The 25,738-nt window shown below is 52.3% G+C and carries 12 protein-coding genes; 2 read left to right on the forward strand and 10 right to left on the reverse strand.

Translation table 11 applies throughout. From position 1 onward, the window contains the following. The first annotated feature begins 10 nt into the window (after window positions 1-10). Window positions 11-1,378: a zinc-binding metallopeptidase gene (locus BUB30_RS16575; RefSeq protein ID WP_073136090.1), complete on the forward strand. Its 1,368-nt coding sequence runs from the start codon at window positions 11-13 to the stop codon at window positions 1,376-1,378. Between the two features lie 11 nt (window positions 1,379-1,389). Then, window positions 1,390-2,769, forward strand: a complete 1,380-nt coding sequence (locus BUB30_RS16580; RefSeq protein WP_073136092.1) for a DUF4302 domain-containing protein — start codon at window positions 1,390-1,392, stop codon at window positions 2,767-2,769. A gap of 35 nt (window positions 2,770-2,804) precedes the next feature. Here the strand turns inward: BUB30_RS16580 and BUB30_RS16585 are convergent, their stop codons facing one another. The 10 genes from BUB30_RS16585 to BUB30_RS16630 all read right to left on the reverse strand — a co-directional run bounded on the left by BUB30_RS16585 (window position 2,805) and on the right by BUB30_RS16630 (window position 25,732). Continuing rightward, window positions 2,805-5,168, reverse strand: a complete 2,364-nt coding sequence (locus tag BUB30_RS16585; protein ID WP_073137314.1) for a beta-galactosidase — start codon at window positions 5,166-5,168, stop codon at window positions 2,805-2,807. A 236-nt stretch (window positions 5,169-5,404) separates the two neighbouring features. After that, window positions 5,405-5,917, reverse strand: a complete 513-nt coding sequence (locus tag BUB30_RS16590; protein ID WP_245804115.1) for a DinB family protein — start codon at window positions 5,915-5,917, stop codon at window positions 5,405-5,407. A gap of 59 nt (window positions 5,918-5,976) precedes the next feature. After that, window positions 5,977-8,394, reverse strand: a complete 2,418-nt coding sequence (locus tag BUB30_RS16595) for a glycoside hydrolase family 2 TIM barrel-domain containing protein (RefSeq protein ID WP_073136094.1) — start codon at window positions 8,392-8,394, stop codon at window positions 5,977-5,979. 24 nt (window positions 8,395-8,418) lie between these two features. After that, window positions 8,419-9,978: a glycoside hydrolase gene (locus BUB30_RS16600; RefSeq protein ID WP_084138180.1), complete on the reverse strand. Its 1,560-nt coding sequence runs from the start codon at window positions 9,976-9,978 to the stop codon at window positions 8,419-8,421. Between the two features lie 18 nt (window positions 9,979-9,996). Then, complete coding sequence (locus BUB30_RS16605) at window positions 9,997-13,317, reverse strand: VCBS repeat-containing protein (protein ID WP_073136096.1); 3,321 nt, start codon at window positions 13,315-13,317, stop codon at window positions 9,997-9,999. 76 nt (window positions 13,318-13,393) lie between these two features. Next, window positions 13,394-15,070: a RagB/SusD family nutrient uptake outer membrane protein gene (locus tag BUB30_RS16610; RefSeq protein ID WP_073136098.1), complete on the reverse strand. Its 1,677-nt coding sequence runs from the start codon at window positions 15,068-15,070 to the stop codon at window positions 13,394-13,396. 12 nt (window positions 15,071-15,082) lie between these two features. Further along, a complete protein-coding gene (locus tag BUB30_RS16615; RefSeq protein ID WP_084138181.1) occupies window positions 15,083-18,196 on the reverse strand; it encodes a SusC/RagA family TonB-linked outer membrane protein in 3,114 nt (1,037 codons plus the stop codon). A 352-nt stretch (window positions 18,197-18,548) separates the two neighbouring features. Next, on the reverse strand, window positions 18,549-22,673 hold the full coding sequence (locus tag BUB30_RS16620; RefSeq protein WP_073136101.1) for a hybrid sensor histidine kinase/response regulator transcription factor: 4,125 nt from the start codon (window positions 22,671-22,673) through the stop codon (window positions 18,549-18,551). A gap of 118 nt (window positions 22,674-22,791) precedes the next feature. Continuing rightward, window positions 22,792-24,069 carry a DUF1501 domain-containing protein gene (locus BUB30_RS16625; RefSeq protein ID WP_073136103.1) on the reverse strand — a complete coding sequence of 426 codons (1,278 nt, stop codon included), beginning with the start codon at window positions 24,067-24,069 and terminating at the stop codon, window positions 22,792-22,794. Window positions 24,070-24,094: 25 nt separating this feature from the next. Continuing rightward, on the reverse strand, window positions 24,095-25,732 hold the full coding sequence (locus BUB30_RS16630) for a DUF1800 domain-containing protein (protein WP_178377134.1): 1,638 nt from the start codon (window positions 25,730-25,732) through the stop codon (window positions 24,095-24,097). Between the last annotated feature and the right edge of the window lie 6 nt (window positions 25,733-25,738).

A 25,738-nucleotide genomic window follows, 5' to 3' on the forward strand; every position in this document is an offset into this window, starting at 1 on the left:
GATCCTGACCATGAAGACACAGAAAAGAACTTTACTGACCATCCTCATCCTGGTGGTGCTCACGCTGGGATGTCAGGATGTTTATAACGACAAGGTCGACCCTTCAAAAACAGACTATGTCACCAACGACAACAACCACACCGATTCGGAGCTCGACAAATGGTTGCTTTCCAATTTTACTTATCCCTACAACATCGAAGTGAAGTATCATTGGGATGCTTCCGAGGGTGATCTTTTCAGAACCCTGGTGCCTCCCAAAGTTTCGCAGGTTCAACCGGTGATGGAGGTGGTAAAGAAAGTTTGGATCGATCCTTATAGCGACCTGGCCGGCGCAGCCTTCATCAAAAAATATTGCCCCAAACAATTCCTGATGATCGGCAGTGCGCGGTACAATCCCGATGGAACCTTCACCCTGGGCACGGCAGAAGGCGGCCGCAAGGTGATGTTGTATGTGGTGAACTCTTTCGAGCCCACACAACGGTCGGCCGTAAAGCAACTGATGCACATTGTGCAACACGAGTTCGGGCATATTCTCAATCAAACAGTTTCTTATCCCTCGTCGTTCCGCGAGGTGACACCGGGCGCCTACACCAGCGACTGGCGGTTCAACTCCGTGGCGCAGGCACGCGCCGCCGGTTTCATCACCAACTATGCCATGGCCTCGCCCGACGAAGATTTTGTCGAGATGATTGCCACCATGCTGATCGAAGGGAAGGAAGGCTATGAAGCCATACTCGCTTGCGAGACAAACAGCGCGAGCCTCGCCTTACTGCGCAAAAAAGAGGCCCTGGTCGCGCAATACTATCGCGAATCCTTTAACATCGACTTCTACGCACTGCAAACCAAAGTGCAGGAAGCCATCAACAACATTGCGCCCCCCGGGCCGGGTCCGGAGGAGCTGCCACCCCTTGCTGATGAATGGGGGTTTGACAAAGAGAACACTACCCTGCGTTTTGACCTCACGCTGATGAATGAGCCCTCAGAATTTTCACGGCGCTTTGCGCAAGACAACCGGATCATTCACGATGCCGGCTTTGCGCTCGATTACAACTTCAAGCTCTACTACACATCCGAAAATGAGCTTGCCCTGAAGTTATATTATTACGACCTGAGCGACGACGCCAAAGTGTACCAGCAGGCCGTGTTCTACTATTTCCTCACCCCCCATGAGGACGGAACCATCGACTTACTATTCAGCTACGCCGACGACAACGCGACGCATCTCAACAATGACCTGGGCGTCGGCGCGCTGAACGCATTTTTCGCCAATCGAAAATTCAGGTTCAATTGGGTGCAAACCTGCAGCGGCGACGTGTTTGTCGGACTTTATCCGCAAGACTCGCCTGAGAATTTCAGTTTTGGTGTATTGGAAAAATAAGGATCGCTACGATGAACAAGCAGAACACATTGAATCACCGCGCAGCATTATTCCTGGCATGCCTTTGCGCATTATTATCGGCCACTTCATGCGACCGGAACTACGAAGCCATCTTTGCCGACACGCCCGACGAGCGCGCGCAGGCCGTGTTGAATGAATACAACACCTTACTGATGGGCGCGCCGAACGGATGGAAGGCATCGCTCTACACCGGTACCGGAGCCGGCTATTTTTATTATTTTGATTTCAATGCCGAAGGGCACATGACAATGTTGTCGGATTTTAACGAAGAGACGGCGGGCGAGCCAATGGAAACCACCTGGACCCTGAAAGCGCTCCAACGCGCAACCCTTAGCTTCACGACATACTCCTACATTCACCTGCCAGCCGATCCCGACGGCAACGTGAACAACGGTGTGCCAGGCAGCGGACTGTTATCTGATTTTGAATTTGCCGTCCTGCGCACGTCGGGTGACAGTGTGGTCATGAAAGGTGTGCAGCATTCCGCCGAACTGGTCCTTGTGAAAGCCAGCGCCGGGGAACAGTCGGCCATCCTCGGCGACCGCATCCAGCACTTGTTGCAGGAGACTTCGACCTACCTCACCGCATCCAAAGGCTACCGGCTCGCCTTGCCAGACCATACTGAAGTGCCGATGGCGTTGAGTATTTCGCAAAAGCTCCTTTCTTTTCAATACATCGATGGCGATGGCACGACGATCAAGTCTCCACGAACGTCATACACGTTTTCTATCGATGGAATAGTATTGAAAGTTCCGATCACGATCCAAGGGTTCACCGTTCATGCTTTGATCTGGGACGACGACACGAATTCATATCGCGTGAACAAAGCCGATGGCGCGACCCTCACCGCATCGGATGACACGTTTATTTTCGAGCCGGCCACGCCGCTCTATAGCTTGCTGGACAAAAAACTCATTACAGCCACCTTGCCCGAAGGCTCCGGAACGTATCCCTTGCCCGGTCAGTCGGATGAGTTCACAGCGCTCTACAACGAGATCGCCGCAGCGATCTACAATGGCCCCTATCGTTTAACGCTCCGTGACATTCGCATCGTATTTCCACCAAACACAGGCCTCATGCAATTTGTGGTGACGTTCACACAGCCGGGACAAAACGGTTCAGTCAACCTTTTTTCTGCGCAGTACACCTACTCCTATCAATTGCGCGACGGTGGGATACTAAAATTCAAAATGGAAGGCATGGATCAAAATGCGGGGTTGCTGTATGGCGACTTCATTGGAATATTAGATCATTTTGACAACGATACTTTCGCTGTGAAATATGTTGGTGGCGGATTCAGTGTGGTGGCGGGATTTTTTAGCCAGGAGGAGGCGGGATATTATTTTGGAGGGTATTTGCCGGGTCAATGAAGTCGTGAAGATGTGCATCCTTTTAGTCCGCCGTTCTAGTCGATCGAGAGCACGGCTTTGTACTCCGGAATAACATCGATCTTCTCCATCTGAAGCACACTGTTCTCTTTTGAGAAATCGGGGATTTCGGATGGATCGAAATCAATCAAGTAAGGCGCCGCCTTGCTAAGCGGATGAAAGATGAAGACCATGTCTTGTTGTTGGAGTTTGGGGATAAATCGTTTCAGTCCAATGTCCCAGGGTTTGCCATAGTAAAAATGGTCGGCTACTAAAAGGCCATCGAAAAAAGCCATGGCCCGGTCGCCTTTGTAGGTTAGCCTCAGCGTGAGGTCGTTCAGACCCTTTAGCGATACGCCCGCTTTGAGCACATATTTCTGATCACTTAATTTCTCGAACCTCACCGTCGGTGTCACGGTTTTAAATTTAATCGTATACGAAGAAAATAATTTCGATAGCGGTGCCGCCTTTACCAATTCTGCGCCCGTGATCGTGATCACTTTTGAGATGCCTGGATAAATGCTCAGCGTCACTTGATCATGTCCGGCGCTCAGCAATTCAATGCTGCCGCCCTGGGGTAACAACGTGGCTTCGGAAAACAGCAGTACGTCGTTCACTTTGAGAGCCTGGCGTGCGAGCGAACGGGGGATCACCAGGAACTGCTTTCCGTCCATGCTAAATGAAAACACTTTGCCCTCCGTACCTTGCACCAGCGTTGTATTTCCACTGGCCGAGATCACGCAATTTTCGCCCTTGACTTTTTTGATACCGTCAAACACGAGCATCGGTTTGAATCCATCATTGGAAAAGAAAACATAATGAACAGCGCCATTTCTTTCAAGTTTTGTGAGTGGCTGAACCGTAGCCGACTTTAGCAGCAGACCGTTCAGGTCCAGGTTGAAGGGCAGTATAGCACTTGCGCCAGCCTTCAAGGTGAACGCGCCCTTTGCGGGAATAACGATAGGCTCGGTGGCCGTTTTTATTTTTAGCTGAACATCGGCTATGTCTTTCACATCGATGTGATCCTGGAAGTTGTGCATAAAAACAAAGCCGGTGTTTGGACCCGATCGCACGGCGTATCGCAAGGTTGTTACATCATCGGCTTTTTCCGGATTCGCGACGGGCAGCGACGATTGCAGGGGCGCGAGCTTGTCGCCATAGCTATCCAGAAACATGTGGAGCAATTTGAGGCTGCGGTAGTGTTCGCGGATGTCACCAAATTCGCCAATGGGCGCCTGGAAGTCGTAGCTTATTTTCGGCAAGCCTGTGGACTCCTCGCTATAAAAATGATCGAACACTGGCGTGGACCCACCGTGATACATGTAGTAGCCAATCCCGTTCGATCCGCTGCCCAGTGTTCGCACGATCATTGGTTCGATGCTTTGCCAGATCACGGTCGGCCGCCGATAGTTCGTGATCATGATGCCACTCCCCAGTTCGGCGGGCACTGACGGGTAAAGTTCAGGGTCGTAACTGACCGGCGCGTAGTCGGGGTTATGATGAATGTCTTTGTACAAATAGAAAGGCGATGGTTCCTTCGGTGCCCAGGTTGGATAGGCATAGCCCGCCGTGACGGGGACACTTCCTTTCTGGAGGATGGCCGCATTTCCCCAGCCGGTGGCGGTGTAGATCGGGACGTCAATGCCCGCTGCGTTGGCAATCTTCTTTAATGTGGCCATGTGATCATTGCCGTATGTGGCGTTCTCATTTTTCGCCTGGCTTATGCTCACACCTTCATGCGTCACGCCAATGTCGCGACGCGCCACGGTATATTCCCTTGCACTTCCCGGATACGTAATTTCCCAAGGCGCCGCCGTATGCTGAAATTCATTTTCAAGCTGCACACCGATAATGTTCCCTCCATCCTTATAGAAAAGCCCTTGAAGTTGGTTACCAATCTGGCCATACAAGATCTTTACATAATGAAGATAACCCTCGTCGTTCGAACGTACTTCGAATGGACGGCCATATAGCCAATCGGGCAAAGCGCCGTTGCGTATCTCTCCGTGACCAAAAGGGCCAAGGCGCACGATGACCTGCATGGCGTGCTTCTGACAAAGCGTGATGAATTTTTTCAGGTCAAGGTTGCCCGACCAGTCGAAAGTTCCCTCCTTTCGTTCGTGCAAATTCCAGAAAACGTATGTGGCGATCACGTTGATACCGCCAGCTTTCATTTTCAAAATGCTTTCCTCCCAATATTCCGACGGGTAGCGGGAATAGTGAAATTCGCCGATAACAGGAATGAACGGTTTGCCTTTCACTTCGATGTAATAGCTGTTCACGGCGATGCTATCGCCATTCGGGTCAATACCACCCAAGGCCAGATGACCTCTTATTATCTTTTTGTAGGTCGACGGCAATTCGATCGAATACACCTTTTGCGCGTGTACCGATGGGGCCATGAAAAACAGGGCAGCTAAAAAAATGCACACGCGTTTGAAAACCTTCGTGATCTGTAAACCCTGTATCAGGTCAATCCGAAAAATGTGCTTACTTCTCCCCATGAATGTCGATCGTTTGATACAAAAGTCAGGGATTGTAGCAAACGTTTGAATGGAGAATTAGACTAATAAAATGGACTATTTTATGGATTGGGATGAGCAATTAGATGGCCACTTTGGTCCGTTTTGGTCTGCCTCTACGAATTATTCATTTTATAAAAAATATAGTCCGTCAAAAGGGGCTCAAGACCGCTTTGCCTGAATTCGGTCGCGATTTGACCTCGGTGATAGGTAGAGTGATTGATCACCTGGAATAAAATTTCATGAAGTCTATGCGTAAAAGCCTGTCCTGTTCCCATGACATATTGGATCGGCTGGCTTAACTCCATCGTATTCAAGATGCGAATAGAATGTTCAAAGTTCTTCTTATCGATCTCCCTGAGATCTTGAATTTGATGGGCCTCCCAACGCCCAAAGGAAGGCAGACCAGGTTCGATCCTGTTATTCCAGATTTGATGAGCGTTCAACATATGGCTTAGCAGTTTTACGCTCTTCTCCGATGTGCGCTCTGGATTTTCTGTTAGGACCGTGATGAGTGCTTGATTATAGTGATGATCGTATTGAAAAAGTTCTTCAAAGAATGCTTTCATGTAGTTTGCATTGGTGTTCAAATACGGATCATCGGCATGCGCGCCAAGATAGTATTTCAAACGGATTTCACGGTTTCCGAAAGATATTGTTTCGTTCTGCCCGCAAAAATCCAGCTACATCAAGGATTATCGGCCAGCGACTCCAATTGAACCGTTTGTGATCTCAACCCCGGCGAGCTCACCGTGACGGTAATCGTTCCCGGCCCGGTTGCTTGAACGTACGCGAGGACTTTGCCCTTGTAGGCTTTGCGTTTGCTCGCCTTGTAATCTTCATGACTGCGCAAGTCGCCGCTCTCCAACCCCAGCAGGCGACCGGGTCCTTCGATGGAAAATGTTATTTCCCTGTCTGCCAGGGGGACAAGCCGGTTGTCTTTGTCGAGAACCGAAACGGTGAGGTGAACCACGTCGTCTTTGTCTGCCTTAAGCGTATTCCGGTCGGGTACCGCACCGAGTGTTGCCGCTTCGCCGGCGGACGTCAACTGAAATTCTCCAAAGGGCTTCCCTCCCTTCGATGACTTTACTTTCAATTCTCCCGGCTGATACACAACCCGCCAACGCATGTATCCATTTGACTCGATCGTTTTTTTTCCGAGCGACCCGTTGTTCACAAAGAGTTCGGCTTCATCGCCGTTGGTAAAACAATAGACACTCACGGAGTCGCCCGGCGTCCAGTTCCAATGGGCATCGCCAAAGCCGCGTGAACGGTCTTTTCGCGATACCGGGGCCACGGAGAGAAATGTGGTAGGGGTGCTGGACCATAAGCTCTTTCGATAGTAAAATTCACTTTTCGGGAATCCCGCCAGGTCGATCACCCCAGCTCCGCTACTGCGCACGGGCCACACGGATGCTTCGCCGATAAAGTCAAATGCGGTCCACAAGTATTGAGCGGAAATGTAGTCGAGGTCTGCTACGGGTTTCCAGGCGTCGTAGGACTTTCCGTTTTCGCTGCCATAGATGACGCGCTTTGGAAATTGGCGGTGATCGTCTTCATAGCGATACTCCTGGTAGTTGTATCCCACCACGTCGAGGGCATCGGGATAGCTCGTGAGGTTCGACATGACCACGCCGGCAAGCGCGGCGGTGACCGGTCGTGTTTTGTCCAATGCCTTCACTACTTCCACAAGGTGTTTGGCAATCGGTCCCATTTGTTCGGCAGGTGGATTGCCCGCCTGATAACCTTTGCCGTAGATCTGTGGGTTTCGGCCTGTGTTCAATATTTCGTGCGTGTAGGGATCGTTGGGGTAGTCGATTTCGTTGCCAATGCTCCACATGATGATGCATGCCCGGTTCCGGTTTCGCCGGATCATGTCACCCAAATCACGGTCCGACCATTCTGCAAAATATTTGCTGTAACCGTCTTTGCCGGGTTGCCCTACGTTCCATCCTTTGATCCATTTGTTTTTGCCGATGGCCCATTCGTCGAATGCCTCGTCCTGCACGAGGAAACCCATTTCGTCACAAAGGTCGTAGAGGTAATCCTGGTGCGGATTGTGACTCATGCGGATGGCATTGCAACCCAATTCTTTCAAGGTCTGGAGCCTTCGCTTCCACACCGCTCTGGGAACAGCCGAACCCAACGCACCGGCATCGTCGTGGAAACACACTCCTTTTAGTTTGATGTTTTCGCCATTGAGGAAAAAGCCTTTGTCGGCGTCGAAATGAAATTCCCGGAAGCCGACTTTTTCGGTCACCTCGTCAACGGGTTTGCCATTGATCAACACGGTTGTTCTCAGGGTGTATAGAAAGGGTGTGTCTACCGACCAGCGCTTCGGGCTTTTCACGTTGAACGACAGCGTAACATCGCTCTCTTTTCCTTCGCGCGCAGATACTGTTTGTTTTTGTTGCGCCACTACCGTTCCGCGGTCGTCGACGAGTTCAGATGCCACCTCCGTCTTCAGCTTCGAAACGTTTACAAGCGAAACCTTCAGCGAGGCTGTGGCCTGCTGCTGAGAGATCTCGGGTGTCGTGAAAACGGTACCCCACACCGCGATGTGCGTGGGGTTAACGGCCATGAGATAAACGTTACGGTTAATGCCCGACCCGCTATACCAACGCGAGTCGGCAAAATCGGCGTGATCAACTTTAACGGCCACAACATTCTTTCCCTTTGCATTCAGATAGGGCGTGATGTCATAATAAAACGAAGCATAGCCATTGGGGCGTTTGCCCAGATATTTTTCATTGATCCACACTTCGCTATTTTTATACACACCGTCGAAGTAGAGATAGATCGTCTTGCCTTGTTGTGGTGGAAGCACGTCGAACGTCTTTCTATACCACCCGATGCCACCGGGTAAATAGCCGGTGCCACTTGCCCAGGCATCGCTAAAAGGTCCCTCAATGCTCCAGTCGTGTGGGAGGTCCAGGGTTTTCCAGGACGAATCGTCGGTGGCGATCTTTTCGCCTTGGGCGATATCACCTTTGTAAAACTTCCATTGCGCGTTGAATAAGACGGTGCCCGAATGTTGTGCTGACAAATCAAAACAAAAGGTCAAAAGCAGAACAATGATCGAAGCAAGTTTATGGAGTCGTTTCATCTGATTTTCAGAAAAAAATGTGAATTAAAGGAGCTTTGTCACCAGCGTGACGATCGATGTTTTCGGAACCTGGAAAGCTTCGGTGCCGTCAATTTTGTTCAAAGGCTTTAGATCTTCCCCTGCCTTACCCGACGTGATAAAAAGCTGTGATGCTCCCGCCGTACCGGTCGGCATGTCGAGCCGGAGGGTTTCATCGATGTTGCTGTAATTAATAATGACCGTGACCACCTCGTTGTTCGCGGCGTTGACATAGGATGAGGCCATCAGTCCTACCGGGTTGTTGATATTTACCTTTGCCGATGTCACCTCCACACGTTGCGCTCCCGGGCGGATAAAACGGCTAAAATTCCCAAACGCCCAGAGGAGTTTCGTGTCCTCCACCTTGCCGGTCGTTTTGTTTTTGTCGGCGTAGACCAGTCCGTCTTTATAATCATAGACCGACAAAGAGGTCCACCAATGCCAGGCGCTGGCGTTGGCCACGGTGAGGTCGTGGTGGATGAGGCGCGCCACATACAACGCCGGCACCATTCCCGTGTCTTTGCCGGGCCCCGGCACTTCCTCCTGGTCGCCCAGGATACAATACTCACTTTGCCAGAATTCAAGAGGCACGGAGACCGATTTTATTTTCTGGTTCACCAACTGGCGCACCGAGATCATGTCCTTTACCGGCGCCGACGTGAAGTAGCTGTGACCGGAGATCATCTTGTCGACCGAATTAAATCCGCCGAGAAACCGCGTCGACCCCTGAGAGAAGAAATCTTCGATCTGGTTGCTGCGCGTAGGTTTGCCGGAAGTGCCATAGAGGTATACCATGGAGCCGGCTTCCGCCACTTGTATTTTGGTGGGAAGATTTTCCTTGGAGATGATCGAATCCAGTTTCCGGGTGATGTCGAACATCTCCTGGTTGGTGTAGGGTGTGCCCTCCTGGCTGCCGTTGGTCCAATCCCACTGCGGCTCGTTGAACGGACTGAGGTAGTTCAACACAATTCCCTTCTCCTGAAAATGCCTGGCGACGGTGGCCAGGAATACGGCGAATGCATCGTACTTTTCCTTGGCAATGTTTGCCTGCTGACCATCGCTTGAAAACGCTTTTTTGTTTTTGGTGAGTTGCACCGGCGGGCTGTTGGTGAAGCCCACAAACTGATCGACGCCCCTTGTCTTTGCAGCATCGAGAAACCATTGTTGGCCCGCTTGCTTGTTCCAATCGTAGGTGAGGTCGTCTTTCAAAAATCCCTCCGTGCGGCGCCACTCATCCGCGATGTTGTCTTGTGCCGCGCTCCCGGCCCCGATGTTAAATCGCCACAACGACAGTCCGATGCCTTTGGGTTTTCCTTCTTCATCCACGGCCGTGCTAAAGAGCCAATCCGCTACCTGGTTGCGCTGTTCATCGGGCCACACCCCAATGAAATTGCATGCCCAGGCGTCGGACGCTCCGAAATTCCGGATGGTCTGTTTTTTATCGTCGAGATGGATCGTTATGACTGTTTCATTTTCGGCCGCTACCGGCTGCTCTGTGTCGCGCTTGAAACAACTGCCGGAAACTATGACCAGCAACGCAAATAGATTTCTTAATCGAATGTTCACCGTTCGTTAGGGTTATGATTATTTTGTTTTATAGCGATACACCATAGGCGATGCATCATTCACTCCGATCACCAATTGATTTTCCTTTCCATTGGTCTTCAACACGGCCATCGTCCGCACGTCGCCGGCGGCATAAAAGCCCGTGGTATCAAAAAACAGGGGCACATATTTACCGTGGCCCGTTCCCTTCAGGATCAACCCGCTGGACGCATCACAACGGCCTGCCTGCACACGGTATGGATAAAAGTTGCCTGCCAGCAGGATATCCTTTACACCGTCCGCATTAAAATCCTCAAACGCCAGGGCCGAGTTCATACTGAACTGCGCCTCCACCGGAAGGGCAACGACGTCAAATTTTCCATTGCCCGCATTCATCAAAAAGCAACTGCGGGTATTCGCGGCTTCCAGGCGGGCCGCGCGGCGCAGCGTTTCATCAGACAACACATCTTCCAATGATGCCCCGGCGTATGACGCGTACGTTACGAATTTCTTTTTTAACGCGGGCATCACTTCCAGCAATTCATCGCGCGAGGGATACGGAAAACGTTTTCCTTGTACATAAGTGGTCATTAACGGATCCGCCTGGCCATCGCCATTAAAATCGCCATAGGTGAGGGCAATGGGTTCCTGTTCTGATGTTCTGAAAGGAAGATTCAAACCGGCATTTCCCGCGATCACATCCAGGTCGCCATCGTTGTCGACATCGGCGGGCAGCAATTTGCACCACAGGCCCGACGTTTTACTCAGCCCTGCGGAAGACGTCCGGTCGACGAAGGTGCCGTTGTGATTTTCAAAAAGCATCACGGGCATGAACTCGCCCGCCAGCAACAGGTCTGGCCACGAATCATGATTGTAGTCCATCCAGACGGCGGATGCGACCATCCCAGGTTTGCGTAGAAATTCGGGTGTGACGATCGTGAACAACATCTTGCCCGCCCGTGAATCGTTGCGCAGCAGCAACGACACCGAAGGCAACGGATAATTACCCGGAATGGCCCGAGCGCCGACAAAGAGATCGAGGTCACCGTCCTTGTCAAAATCGCCGGCAGCGATGCTGCTTCCGTTCGACACTTCCCGGGGCAATGCCGTGGCTACAGCGCTGAAATTTCCCTTGCCATCATTTTCAAATAACTTATCCTGGAGCAACACCGCCGCCGTGGCCGGAAACTCCACACCACCGTGCACCAAATAAAGATCGCGATCACCGTCGTTGTCGGCGTCAAAAAACAATGCGCCCGTATCTTCGCTCAAACTATCGGCCACCCAAGGTTGGCTGGGCGCCGGCATAAAGCCTTGTGATGTACTGATGTACAACCGGCCGGGATGACCACTGGCACCTCCTATAAAAAAGTCATCATTGCCATCACCGTCCACGTCGCCCGAAGCGAGACATGGGCCATACTTCGAAAGTTGATAAGGAAGGAGGTACTGTATTTTAAAATCGATAAAGTCATTCTCCACATGCCTGTAAGCAACGGCCGATTGAAGGGTCGCGTCTTCAAACCACGGAAGCTTGCTATGATCTGCAGTATGCGGATATATTGCGCCGGAGGTTTCACTAAGTGCCAATGTCGCGTCGACTTTCACCTTTCGCTTCACATCGATCTTGCGATCCGGCCACAGCACCCAAAGCGAATCGATTTCTGTGTTTGCGCCCGTTCCGAAAATGATTTCCGCCGGCATGCAGGATTGAAACCCTCGCGTGGGATACAACTCCTGCACCTGTAGTTGACCGCCCACACGGATGCCCACTTTTGCACCGATGCCGTTCGTGTTCTTTGCCGACCCCTTGATCCTGACTTTGATGTAATGCGATTGCCCATGATCGGTATTGTTTCGATATAGAAAAGCGGGCTGATTAATATTGTTGGTCACCAGGTCCAGGTCACCATCGTTATCCAGGTCGGCGTAGGCCGCCCCGTTTGAAATCGATGCCTCCGACAATCCCCAATCCATCGCAGCATTTTGAAAAGTGAGGTCGCCCTGGTTTCGGAATGCATAGTTGCTGATGCGCGTAGAAGGAAGTTGCTTGACGATCTCATAGGGCCGTTGATTCTTTTGCTTGTCCTGGTACACATACTTTACAAAATCCAGGTTGGTAAAGTCGCGCAAAAAACCGTTGGTAATAAAAAGATCCTTATAGCCGTCGTTATCGAAATCGGCCATCAATGGACACCAACTCCAGTCGGTATTGGAAATTCCGGCGAGTTGCCCGACTTCGCTAAACACGGGCACGCCGTTGCGCAAGCCCATGTTCAATTGCAGTACGTTGCGCATGTTCTGGTGGTGGTAGCCACTGTCGCGCAACAAGTTGTAGCGGTCGAAATCATCAGGACCTTTTAAGATCTTCTGACGGTAGTTGTCTTCCGGCAACATATCCACCACGACCACATCCGGCCGGCCGTCGTTGTTGTAGTCGGCAATGTCGCAGCCCATGCCGTTGCGGGCAATGTGTCGAAAAGATTCTTTCAAGGTTTCGCGAAATGTTCCATCGCCCTTGTTGATATAAAAAAAATCCTGCTCTTCATAATCGTTGGTCACGTATAGATCGGGCCAACCGTCTTCATTCATGTCGGCCACCGATACCCCCAGGCCGAAGTTGACGCCACTGCCGTGGATGCCGGCTTCGGCGCTAATGTCTTTGTAATGGCCATCGTCGTTCTGATACAGTCGGTTCCCATATTCCGGGTGACGCATGGCGCGAAGTTTTTTAGAATTGAAAAAAGGATTGTAGGTAAGTCTGGCGTGGTTGAGCAAAAACATGTCGAGGTCACCATCCAGATCATAATCAAAAAAGGAGGCCTGCGTAGAAAATGTGCCGCATGCGTCGAGCCCATATTCGGCGGCGCGTTCGGTGAAGGTGGGCACTTTTGTTCGCTGGTTGATATACAGTTCATTGCAACGATCGCTGGCCTTGCCCGGACCAGAGTAGCAAATGTACACATCGAGCCAGCCATCGGCATTCACATCGGCCAGGGTGACGCCCGTTTTCCAACGCGGTCTTCCGGCTATGCCTGCCGCCTGGGTGATGTCTTCAAATTTCCATTCGCCTTTGTTCAGATAGAGTTTGTTGGGCACGGCATTGCCCGTGAACAGCAAATCGATGTTGCCGTCATTGTTCAAATCGCCCGCAGCCACGCCTCCCCCATTGTATAAATATTCGTAGGTAAGGATGTTGAACGCATCGTCTTCCTCCACCATGTTGACAAAGGTCACGCCGGTACCGGCAGCGTCCATCGCGGTGAATAAAGTCTCCTTCCGCTCGCTGCAGGACAGCAGACAACACGTTACTCCAACCAAGAGTAGCAAAGCGCCAGGGAAGCGGATCGGTAGATGCATGCTGACAGGGCATAAAAGAAAAGGCAGCGCGTTTTGCGAGAACGCGCTGCCTTGTTCTCAGGACTTAAGAATTATCTCAATACGAAGGATTCTGCTCGAGCTTGTTCCCGGACGAAAGGATCTCGGCACGGGGGATCGGCAGCCAATAGTGCTTCTCTTCAAATTTCCGTCCATCCAAGGCCACCTTCTTTTCGAACGTGAGCGTGTTTCCACTCTTGGTGATGTTCACACCATAGGCCGGTTCGTTCTCGGTGTCGATCGCGATCTTCCAGCGACGCACATCATAGAAACGATGCTCTTCAAAAGCCAGCTCTACCTGTCGCTCGTGGCGGATCGCATCGCGCATGGTGACTTGCGTCAGGCCCGCAGGCAGATTGGGCATACCCGCACGGGTGCGGATCTTGTTGATGGCATCATACACCGACGCATCCGGACCGGAGGCTTCGTTTTGAGCTTCCGCATAGTTGAGCAATACTTCGGCGTAGCGCAAGTAGATCCAGGGTTGCACGCCGGCCACATCCCAGGGATTGTCGATCGGAAGTTTATCGTCGAGGAACTTCAAGAGGTAGTAGCCTGTCTTCGATGCGTTCCAGTTGTCGCGTCCGTCCTTGCTGTCCAACCCACCTGGGAGGAAGGTCTCGATCTGCCGGCCACGGTACGATGCACCGTTGTAGAGAATGCTGGCATAAAAACGTGAGTCGCGATTGACATACGGATTCTGAACGTGTGTGGCATTGTTCCAGTCGAAAGGCACGGCGGTGTTGGCATCTACTTTCACTTCGTAGGCATCGACCAGGTTTTGGAGGGGCGAGTTGCCGGCCCATCCGCCATAGCCGTTGGGGCCATTGGAGATTTCCAAACATACGTGGCGTGCGCCTACGCTATACAACCGCTCGAAAATAATCTCACTGCTCGACGAGGTGAGGAACAAGTTCCGGTAGTCGGGATGCAGGGAATAGCCCAGGGTCATCACTTCTTTAGCAGCGTCCGCTGCTGCTTGCCACGTGCCGGCATTGTAAAGCGGGCTGGCGGCATACAACAAGACCCGCGACTTCAAAGCCAATGCAGCGCCTTTGGTTGCGCGGCCCAACTTCCAGTTGCTGTCGTTGGCAGTGGGAAGTCCTGCGGCAGCCTGCGTCAATTCGGTGGTGATGTATTGGATGCCTTCGGCCACGGAGGACCGTACAAACAATGCGGCATCCGTTAAGTCGTTATCGAGGTCGTATACATTGTCACCCATCAGTACCACAGCACCATAATTGCGCACGAGGTCCTGGTAGCGGTAGGCGCGAATAAATTTCAGTTCTGCGGTGAGGCGTGCACGGCGTTGTTCCGTCATGGTCACATTGTTGATGATGCTCAGCGCATAGTTGCATTCGCGGATGCTCCGGTAGCTCCGCGACCAGATGGTGCCGGCGATACCCGTGTTTTCCGGCGCCAATTGTCCACGCTGGACCAGCCAGGTGTTGTCGTCGTTGTTGTAGATGGCTTCGTCGGTAAGCGATGCCCACATGGCATACTCAAAGCCGCGGCCAAAACCAGGAGGTGTGCCTTCGGCTTCCTTGTCCATCAGGCGCACGCCCATGTACCGGTTGATCACAAAGTCCTCGAACAGCGAGGAGTCCGAGGCGATGGCGTCGTCGGAGATGCGGTCGGTGGGTTGCACGTCGAGCAGGTCGCTGTTGCAACTCACGGCCAGTCCGCCGAGCGTGATCACGCCTGCCAGTAGTATGTAATTGAATCTTAGTTTCATGATCTTTCGTTTTTAGAACTGAATGTTTACACCAACATTGATGATGCGCTGCTGCGGATAGAATTGACCGCTTTCGCTGCTTCCCTCGGGATCATAATCTTTCACTTTGGTGATGGTGAACAAGTTGAACGCATTGGCATACAATCTCAACCCGCTGATGCGATACTTGGAGAGCAACGTCACCGGCACGTTGTAGCCGATGGAAACGTTCTTGAGTCGCACAAAAGCCGAGTTGTTCAGCCAGAAATTATTCTTGTACAACCCGCCGTTGATCGACGACGATGCGCGCGAATCTACCCGGGGATAGCTTCCTTCGGTATTCGTCGGGCTCCAGCGATTGTCGGCCCAGGTGCTGTAGAAGTTTCCAACCGTTCCCGACTCGGCCAGCACATACTGGCTCACCCGCGCCTGCCCTGCGAAGAGCAGCGAGATGTCGAAATTCTTCCAGCCACCGTTCAGCGTGAGGCCATACGTGACCTGGGGAATGTTGCCATACTTGGTGCGCACCTGGTCGTCGGCCGTGATCTTGCCGTCTTTGTTGTAATCTTCGTAGATCAGGTCGCCAAGTTGTGCACCCGACAGGTGAGGATGCGAATCGAGGTCGGCTTGCGTGCGGAAGATGCCGATCGTATTATACAAGAGATAGGTGTTCATCGGCCGGCCGGTTTGACGTTGGTAGTCCAGCACACCGGGAGCTTCGTCAATAAAGATGATCTGGCTCTTGGCCAGCGTCATGTTGGCCGAAGCACCGTACCAGAAATTACCCTGGTGTTTCGAATAGCCCAACGTGGTTTCGAAACCCGTGCTCTTCACTTTACCGATGTTCTCGAACGGCACCAGCGGCACATACTTGTCGGTGTTGTCATTGTAGGGATTCACGATGCCCGACACACCGGGGATAGACGCATTACGCGCGGCCAGGATGTCGGAGCGGTCTTGTCTGAAGTAGATGAATTCCAGGGTGACGTTTCTAAAGATCGTGGCATTCAAACCGACGTCGGTCTTCTTTGATACTTCCCACGTGATGTTGGGGTTGGCCAGCTTGGTGAGGTCGATACCCGGGTGCTTGTCGCTGCCGACCGTGTAGGTGTTGTTGAACGAGTAGTTGTTGAAGTATTGGAACTGCCCCACGTTGTCGTTACCCAACTGACCATGCGATGCACGGATCTTCAGATCGTTTACAAACGATACGTTCTCGAACCATCCTTCTTCCGATATTCTCCATCCTGCAGAAATAGCAGGGAAGTAGCCATATTGTTTTCCTTTCGGGAAAGTGGACGAACCGTCGATGCGCATTTGCACTTCCAATAAATATTTCTCTTTGTAGTTGTAGGCCACCTTGCCGATATAACTTTTGCGTGTGTAGTTATAGCTGCTGCCCGTGTTGTCGCGGTCAGAGCTTGCCGAACCACCCTGTGTAAGCTCAGGGGTTTGAATGGTCGGATAGTTGATGCGGGTTGCATTGAACGTTTCGCGGTGCGTCTTGCTCTGTTCATAGGCCACGAAAGCGCTCACATAGTGACTGCCCATCTGCTTCTCATAGTTAAGCTTCAAGTTGTCGGTGATCATGCTGGTGTTCTCCTGCGATTCCACGAGCTTGCCCAACCCGGAGGAGCCACCGGTCACCACCGGCGAATAGGTGCCGTCGGCGCTGTTATAGCGATACAGGGTATAGGGTTTTGAAAACACCTTTCCGAAATTCCAGATCTTATCCACGGCATAGAAGCCGTCGATCGAAAGACCTTTTACATACGGGATTGCATAGCTTGCCCGCAGGATACCGTTGAACGTAGTGATCGGGTTCATGTTGGTACCCCCCTTGTCGGTAGCCATCACCGTAGGGTTGTTATTTTCTATACCTGTAGAGGGAAGTCCGTTGGGATAGGTTGCAATGACGGTGGGGTAAGCGCGATAAATAGAACGGAAAATATCATTGGCGCCATACACCGGATATTTCCGGTCCTCCTGTCTTCCCGACAGTGAAAGGCTTACTTTGAAATCTTTCGTGACATTGGCGTCGATGTTCGACCGGAAATTGTATTGGTTGTATTTGGTCGCGCCATTTTTATACAAACCATCCTGGAAAGTTTTTCCCAGCGACACAAAGTAACGAATGTCGTCGGTACCGCCCTTGATGGACAAGTTGTGTTGATTCTGAAGCGCTACCCGCTTCAACGTTTCCTTTGCCCAGTTGGTGTTGGGATAAACGAGCGGATCGGAACCATCGCGGAATTTCTGGATCTCTGCATCGGAATAATGTTGATTCATTCCGCCAGCTTTGTTGTTGTAGTAGTCGATCTCATTCTGGATCGTCGCATACGTGGGTGCGTCGGCCATCTTGGGCAACCGTGTGGGCGATGAGAAGCCTTGATTGAAACTATACGAAATGGTGGGCTTACCACTTTTTCCACGCTTGGTGGTCACGAGGATCACACCGTTGGCCGCGCGACTTCCGTACACAGCAGCAGAAGCATCTTTCAGAATGGAAATGCTTTCGATGTCGTTGGGGTTCAATCGTTCCAAGCCGCCGAGTTGTCCGGGGATGCCGTCGACCACCACGAGCACGTCGTTGTTGCCGGTCGTTGCCTGGCCGCGGATGCTGTAGGTACTGCCGTCATAGCCGGGCTCGCCACCGCGGTTGTTGGCAATGATCCCCGAGAAGCGTCCTGCCAACGAGTTTGAAACGTTAGGTTGCGGGCTCTTCACCAGGTCCTCGCCCTTTACCTGCGAGATGGATCCGGTGAGCGTTTCTCTCTTTTGCTCGCCATAACCCACCACGACCACTTCCGACAAGGTCTCCATGTCGGCGGTGAGCGTGATGTCGATGGACGTCTGATTTCCGACGGCGACCTCTTGTGTCTTGAAGCCGATGAAGGTGAAGACCAACACCGATTCTGTGCTGGGAACCGAAATAGAATAACTACCATCAGCGTCGGTGGTAGTGCCAATGGACGTGCCCTTCACGATGATGTTCACACCCGGCAAGGCGGAACCATCATCCGACGAAGTAACTTTTCCCTGAACGGTGTTGTCCACCCGGCCAGGTACGGCAAATGCTGCAGCCGGTGTGATCATGACGATCGCTGCCAGGAACAGCATACGGTTTAGTAGATGTTTAAATTTCATAGGTTTTAGTTGGTATCAAGAATTCATTTGTAGCATACGGGCGTAAAAAGGCGTTGCCTTTTCTACCCCGAGTTGAGGTTGGGTGGGCTGGAGCGATTCATAGGTTTTATAAGGTTAGAGAACCAGGCCTGCGATTGGCGCAAACCTTTGTGTAAAGGTTACCGGAAACGATTCCTGACAGGAGGGGTAAAATGAGAATTCGTAGGGGGCAGATGTTCTTACTTCAAAAAAGCCCTGAATTCAGGCCTAATTCAGCATAAAATTTTGAAAAAACTGGCAACGGCAATATTTCGCCCGCCGACAGGGGGCATTTGTTCATTTTGTAAAAAACGCGTTTACAAGTCGCCAGGGGCTATGCCGACGGGGAAGTGCTTTTCCCATATTCCGAAGGCGGGTGGCCGAACTCCTTTATAAAGCATTGGCGGAAATACTTCAGGTCGGAAAACCCAACCATATAAACCACTTCAAACACCTTGTACTGGTTGGTCTTTAACAGGCGGGCGGCTTCCTGCATGCGCAACGACCGCAAATACTCCACCGGTGTGAGTCCGGTGAGCATCTTCACTTTCTTATATACTAAGGTGCGGCTCATGTTGAGCGAATCGCAAAGCTCGTTCACGTTAAAGCCGGGGTTGTCCATGTTGGCTTTCAACGTGTCGTGGATGGTGTGCAAAAACTTTTCTTCCAGCCCGGTTTGAACATTGGGCGGCGGGTCGGCATGTTGCGTGAAGAGGTTGCGATAGAATCGCTTCAGGTTTTCACGCAACTGCAGCAGGTTTTGGATGGTCACCGACAACATCTCCGGGCTAAAAGGCTTGGTGATATAAGCATCCGCTCCGCCTTCGATGCCTTCCTTGTGCTGACTGTGCGTGTTGCGGGCGGTGAGCAGAATGATGGGAATATGACTGGTGCGCAGGTTTGTCTTCAGGTGACGCGTCAACGTGATGCCGTCCATTTCGGGCATCATCACGTCGCTGATGATGAGGTCGGGGTGAAATTCAAGGGCCATCGCCAACGCTTCCTTGCCGTCGGCCGCCTCGAGGATGCGGTAGCGCTTTTCGAAATACTCTTTTAAGAAAGAGCGGATGTCTTCATCGTCCTCGACGATCAACACGCCGGGCACGCCTTTGTGCACCGCCCCATCCTCGTCGGCCTGGGCTGGCGCGTGCCACGCAGGAAGTTGCAGGCTCTCGGCCACCAGCTTTTGACGGTCTTTTTCCAATACGATCTCTTCGGGTTTGAAATGGGCAAAGCCTTTCAACAGCACGATGCTGAACGTGGAGCCCTGGCCGTCCTTGCTTTCGACGGTGATCTCGCCATGATGCAAGTGCAGGATCTTGCGCGCCAGCGCCAACCCGATGCCCGAACTCATCGGCCCGGCGTCGTTGCCTTTATAGAACCAATGGAAAATATTGTACAAGTGTTTTTCGGGAATGCCCACGCCATTGTCTTTGATCTGCACCACCATTCTCTCCGCATCCTCGAGCAGCGTGATGCTGATCCGGTTTCCCTGGCCGATGTATTTGAAAGCGTTTGACAAGATGTTGGTCACGGCCATCTCCATCCTCTCGGTGTCGAACCAAACCCGGGCCGAAGGTTCAGGGGCATTCAGGACGAAGTCGATGTTCTTTTGCACGGCGAGGTCTTTGAACGTGATGTGGATCTCTTCCAAAAACGCAACGATGTTCTCCTCGCTCACCTTGAGCGTAACGTGCCCGCTCTCGATCTTCCGATACTCCAACAATTTATTGATCAGCGAAAGCAGCTTGTGCGCATTCCGGTTCACCAGCTTTAGCTTCCGCACCGTGGTCGGGTTGCTTTCCTGGTTCACCATTTCTTCCAACGGGCCGATGATGAGCGTGAGCGGTGTGCGAAACTCGTGCGACACTTCCGTGAAGAAACTCAACTTCTCCCGCACGCGCTGCCGTTCGCGCTTGCGCTGCGCCTTTTCGATCTTCAACCGCTTTTTCAAACGGTCTTGTTTCCGCCGGATCATAAACACCGTGCCCCCGATGGCCAGCGACATGGCAAAATATAAACTATAGGCCCACCACGTGCGGTAAAACGGTGGCAACACCGTGATGTCGATGCTGGCATAATTGTCGCCCCAGGTGTTGTCCTGGTTGGAGGCCTTTACTTTAAACGTATAATTGCCAGCGGGCAAATACCGGTAGGTAGCCGTGCGCTGGTGGCCAACATAGTTCCAATCGTCGTCCAGACCGTCCAGCATATAGGCATATTGATTCTTCTCGGGGTAGCTGTAGTTCAAGCCTACAAACTCGAACGTAAATACCGATTGATCGTGACTCAGCGTAATGTGTTGTGTGCGGCTGATCACCTGGTCGAGCACAAATTCGCTGTCGTTTTTTTCGTTTACTTCGATCGGCTTGTTGAAAAGTTCGAAGGCGGAGATCAGCACTTCGGGTTCCTTCAAGTCGCGCATGACGCGTTCGGGGTAAAAAACATTGACGCCCATGGTCCCGCCAAAACACATGTAGCCGGCGATGTCGTTGTAGGCTGCTGCACCCACGTTGAACTGTCCTTCCTGCAGCCCATCGTTTGCATCGAAGTTTGTGAACCGCTGCTGGCCTTGTTCGTATTTGGAGAGGCCTTTGTTTGTACCCATCCAAAGGTTATTGGAATTGTCGACGAGGATGGCGTAAACCGTGTTATTGCCAAGGCCTGCCTTCTCGTCGTAGTGCATCAAGGCTTTGGTCTTGTAATCATAGGCGTACAGTCCTCCCCCACCCGTGCCGATCCACAATTTGCCATGATGATCGTTTCGAAGGGCGAAGACCACGTTGCTGTTGAGGCCGCTGGTTTTCTCGGTAGCATAAAAGAGCTGCGACGCTTTTTTGGAGCGTGCGTCGAATTCGTAGAGGGCGTCGCCGTACAAGCCTATCCAGAGTTTTCCGTCGCGGCCTTCTTCAATCGCACGGATGTCGCCATCCATCAGTGTGGAGTTGATACCCGGAGGATTGCCATACGTTTGCGCGTCTTTGTTGATCTGGCACAGCCCCCCGCGATTAGTGCCCACCCAGATGCTGCCGTTGGCGTCTTCAAACAAGGCGCGTACATCGTTGGCGCCGCTGCCGGTATGCTGGCCTTTGTAGGTATAGTTTACAAAGGAATCATGCTGGGCGTCATAGCGGAAAATGCCTTTTGAGTAGGTTCCGAACCATAGGTTATTGGCCCGGTCGCGCAAAGCGCATTGCACAGCGTTGTCGCCGATGCTTGCCGGGCGGCCGTCGGCGGTGTAGTGGTGAATGACTTCGCCGTTGAGTTTTGATTTGTAGATGCCATTGCCTTCGGTGCACAGCCACAAAAATCCATTTTCGTCGTAGGTCACGCCGTGATATTGCACCACGTTGGAAGCGGTCTTGAAAAATTGCCGGGTTTGTATTTTGGTGAACCGCTCCTCGGCGCTGCTCTTCATGTAGATGCCTTCGCCAAACGTGCCCAGCCAAAGATTGCCATCCTTGTCCTCATACAGCGACTGCACGGTGCAGCGGGAGATGTCGTAGTCGCGCAAGACTTCCATGTGACGAAACGCCGCTTGTTCCAGCGGACGATCGACAAACTGCCGCAGATCCAGCAAAAAAAGACCAACCCCTTGCATGCCGACCCACAGGTTCTCCTGGTGATCGATCAGCAGACTGAAAATGTTGCCGTGCTGTCCCGCCAGGGTTTTGAAATCGAAGGTGTGAAATTGATTGTCCTGCCGCTTATACACCACAAGGCCGCTGGAGGTCCCGATCCAGATGTTGCCGGAAGCATCTTCGGCAAAACAGCGGATGTTGGAGGAGGGGATGGCATTGTTGTTCGACAGTGGTTCATTTCGCTCCACCACTTTTCCGTTGGTGACCCGGTAAACGTTGAGCCCGCCATTCTGTGTTCCAACCCAGAGCCAGCCGAATTTATCTTCGTGCAAGACAATGGTCTGCGTGCTGCTCAATCCTTTGAGGTTACGCGGATTGTAGGGCGTGAAGACTTTCGTTTTCTTATCAAACGACGCAAAGCCTGCACCGTACCACGCGACCCACAAATTGTTGGCCCGCCCCTCGGTGATAAAGCTCACGTCATTTTGCGGCGAGGTGACCTCCTGCTTGCTGACAGCGTGCTGGTAGAGTGTGAACTGCTCGCGCGACTCGTCAAAGTGGTGAAGCCCTTTGCGCGACGAGACCCAAAACGATCCATCGGAGTCTCTGAATATATTTTGAATAAAATTATCCGCGAGTGTTTTCGGATTGTCGGGGTCGTTCTTATAGTTCTTGAAGGAATAGCCATCAAAGCGGTTGAGCCCGTCTTCGGTGGCAAACCACATGAGCCCCTGGTTGTCTTGCGAAATGCTGTTGACCACGGCCTGCGAAAGGCCGTCTTTGATCCCATATTTTTTTACGCGGCTTTCCTGGTTGCCTTGTGCTCCCGCAGTAAAAATAAGGAGGGTCATCCACCACACACAGATAAGGCGCTTCATCGCTAGGTCGTTTCTTGCCCGTTAAAGTACAAAAAAAGGCGAAGACCAAATAGCCACCCTGGACGTGCGACGTTTTATGCAGCGCACTGTCCGTGTTCCTCTTTCTTATCATATGCGCCTATTTCGCATTGTTGTAATCGATCTGGAGCGCATTGCCGTTGAGAAAATTCAGGGGCTTATAATCCTTGTAGCCCGGAAAGATATAACCTAGTTTGGGATTGGCCATTCGCTTCAACAAGATCTCGCTGAGCACGTGACGATAGTCGGTCGTGACGGCCAGGTCGACGTGGTTGTCGAGTTGTTCGTTTTCAAGCCCGGGCCAGGTGCCATACATCTTCCCTCCCTTTACATCTCCACCCAAGACCAACATAACATTGCCATGACCGTGATCGGTGCCGTTGCTCTTGTTGGATTTCAGACGCCGCCCAAACTCACTCATCACCAACAGTGTGACACGCTTCTGGTGGTTGCTGATGTCGTTGTAGAACGCACCCAACGCGGTCGACAATCCTTCGGCGAGATTGGCAAAGGCGCCTTGCTGGTGTTCATGTGTATCCCAACCGCCATAGTCCACCGACGCCACCCGCAGACCGGTTTCCATCTTGACCAGTTGCGCCAGCGTTTGGAGTGACCTTGCCAACGGGTTGTCGGGATACTTCACATTATTTTCGGGCACATAAGGCATCGGCGTGTTGGTGACATCTTTGGGCAACTGTTGGTTGATCTCCGCCACAGAGGTCAGTGCATTCTGAGCAGCCTCATCCAACAACGAATTGCCCGTGTATAGACTTTGAAGAATCGAAGCATAACGTTTATCGCCGCGCAACTTATAGTCGTTGAGGTTGCTAATGGCCAGCGTGCTGTTGCTTCCCAGGAATGATGTCGGCACCACCGTACCGATCGCCACCGACACGATGCTATTTTCCCCCGGCGCAGCGGGAACGCTTTTCAAAAAGCGGGTGAGCCACCCCTCGTTCAGGTTTTTGTTTTGAAGCGAACCCCGCTCGATCAGGTCCATGGCATCGAAATGACTGCGCGTGCCGTTGGTGAGGCCGGCAGCATGGATGATGGCCAATGCATTTGAATCGTAGAGCTCTTTCAATGCCGAAGTTTTTTTATGAAGACGAAAGTCGAGACCGGCCAGTCCATTGCCGAGCGACAATCCTTCGGTGTCGCCATGGTCGGTCACGCGAACGTCGGCGGTCCGGTTGGCGATGTAGTTGGGGTCGTTCACGGGTGCCACAAGGTTGAGCCCGTCGCATCCCCCGCGAAGGAAAACATAGATGAGAATATTTCCCGGGCTGCCATCGGGAGAAAACGAGTACCCGGTGATGCGGCTGCCCGCCATGGCCGCGATCGCGGCGGAACAACCGATGATAAATTCCCTGCGTTTCATGTTGCTGGTGGGGTTAGGTTGGTCATTAAATCAATTGAAAGTCCGGCGTCATGGTGAGCAACGCAATGAGTCCGCTGAGGCGATTGTTCAGTTTGTCGGGTGGGATCGGTTGATCCGCTTTGCCCTCGCCGCGCAGAAAATCGATCATGGCCTGCTCAAAATCCGGCGTCTTCTTTTTCTGCAAGACCCGCTCGATCCAGAAGCGCGAAAGGTCCTGCGGTTTGTCCATTCCAGGAGGTACCAACCGTGCAAAATCATGCGCGGCAATCCGGTTGTTGGGACTGACCGACAACAGCGACGACGCCACGTTCCAGCGCGCGATCATGCTGTTGGAGCTTAGCCAATAGTCCATCGTGTCGGGATGGCCGGCGGGGGTTTGCCAATTGTAATGAAGATAACCCATCTGGCTCAACTGCCCGGTGAGCCCCTGGTTTGGGGTGATCTCGGCTTGCGTGGCGCGCAACATCGAGACCATGAGGTGAAAGGGCCGCTTCACTTTTTGTCCCCACGTGGCGGCAAACGCTTTGGTGTTTAGGATATAGCGCAAGGTCTGCGCGATCTGATCAGGGCTTTTTTGATGCTGCATCCACACGTTGGCCGCACCCTCTACTACGGAGGGTGGCGGCTGATCCGAAATGAATCGTATACAAAGTTTCTTGCATAGGTGCTTGGCCGTGGCCGGGTGATGCGCCACCAGGTCCAGCGCCAGGTGTCCGTCCGACAACGCAGGCTGGTTGGGTTCGATCTCGTTGCCCAGGATCCGCTTTTGATAGTTGTCGTGCCAGCCATCATAATAATAAAACTCACCGGTGTTGGGAAGTTTGTCGTTGCCACTGCTGGCGCCGTCGGCGACCGTCCAGCCGGTGAATGCCCGTGCCGCTTCATAAACATCTTCGTCGATATAGCCAACGGGTTTTCCAGCCGTGGCTCCGGGCACATCGCGCCAGCGGTTGTAGAGGTTGTTAAAATAAAAATCGGAACCCAGCGTGTGCAATTCAAAAAGTTCACGCGCATAATTTTCATTCGCCGGGCTGGCCTTGCTGGTGAAGTTGTCGAGGTAATACAGCATGGCTGCACTTTTGGACACGTCTTCCAGAAAGGCTCTGAAATTTCCAAAGCAATTTTTCCGGATCACGTCGCGGTCGTACACCGGGAACACGGTGCTGATCTTCTGGTCGGATGCATTCACATTAAAGTGATTGTGCCAGAACTCCGTCATCACCTCGCGCAACTGCCATGGACTGTAGGTTGCCCGCAACCAGGATGCTACGCGAACTTCTTCCAGCGCCCGGATCTTTTCGGCATACGGAAGATTGGCCTCTTTGTCGTTCAGTTTCCAGAGCTCGCTGAGCGGCGCATCGATGAGTCGCAAAGCGCGCACTTCATCCACCAAAGGATTTCCATCTTTGTCGTTATACTTAATCGGAAGCGTCGCTTCTGAAAGTTTCCGGGCCACCCTCTCGTCCTCACCCTTGGGGTGGAGTTGTTCCTCGAGGTAGTCTTTTATGCCTCGCTTGGTGACTTGTTCTGTCAATTCGGATGTGGCGCCGTAGGTTAGCCGGTTGAGCGCGACAACCACCGGTGAAGGTGGCAGCACATCATATCCTTTTAACGACGCAACGAGGGAGGGAAGGGCGGTGGATAGGTTTCTAGGAGAATTCATAGGCAG

The sequence above is a fragment of the Chryseolinea serpens genome, from assembly GCF_900129725.1.
GTDB lineage: Bacteria > Bacteroidota > Bacteroidia > Cytophagales > Cyclobacteriaceae > Chryseolinea > Chryseolinea serpens.